We start from the raw sequence: 590 nt of genomic DNA, 5'->3' as shown, positions 1-590 counted from the left end.
CCTACGGGTCGGGCGCGCTCGGCCCTTACATCAACGACCAGAAACCGGCAGACGTCGCGGCACTTCCGCAGGCGGGCACGAAGCCGGCTGAATCCAACAGCACCTCCCCCGAGGCGCGCCTGCCGCAGACGCAGGCTCCGGCCAGCACCGACAATACGATGGCTCCGGCCAACAAGATGGCACCCGCCAACAACGCGATGGCGCCGGCGGACAACACGACGGCTCCGGCGGCATCCGCACCGGCCGCTCAGGCGCCCGCTGCCGGTCCGACATTGCCGACCTTCGATGTCGTGCGCGTCGAAGGCAATGGCTCGATCGTCGTCGCCGGCAGTGCCGCGCCCAATGCCAGGGTCGAGATCCTGAACGGTGGGGCGGTGCTCGGCTCGACCGATGCCGGCCCCGACGGCGCCTTCGCTATCGTGCTCGACGACCCGCTGAAGCCGGGCGACTACACGATCACGCTGCGCGCCACCGCCGGCGGCGTTGCCGTCGCCTCGGCGCAGACCGCCGTCGTCTCGGTGCCGCAGAGCCCGACCGGCCAGGTGCTGGCGATGGTCGAGGAGCCGGGCAAGCCGTCCGAGCTGCTCACC

At 71.4% G+C, this 590-nt stretch carries 1 protein-coding gene; it reads left to right on the top strand.

Annotated features, from left to right (window positions below; translation table 11 throughout):
• A partial coding sequence (locus tag EOA38_RS38395) for an Ig-like domain-containing protein (RefSeq protein WP_245481041.1) occupies positions 1–590 on the top strand: 590 nt, incomplete at both ends.

The sequence above is a fragment of the Mesorhizobium sp. M1E.F.Ca.ET.041.01.1.1 genome, from assembly GCF_003997355.1.
Lineage (GTDB): Bacteria > Pseudomonadota > Alphaproteobacteria > Rhizobiales > Rhizobiaceae > Mesorhizobium.
This window is presented reverse-complemented; position numbering and strand designations above follow the sequence as displayed.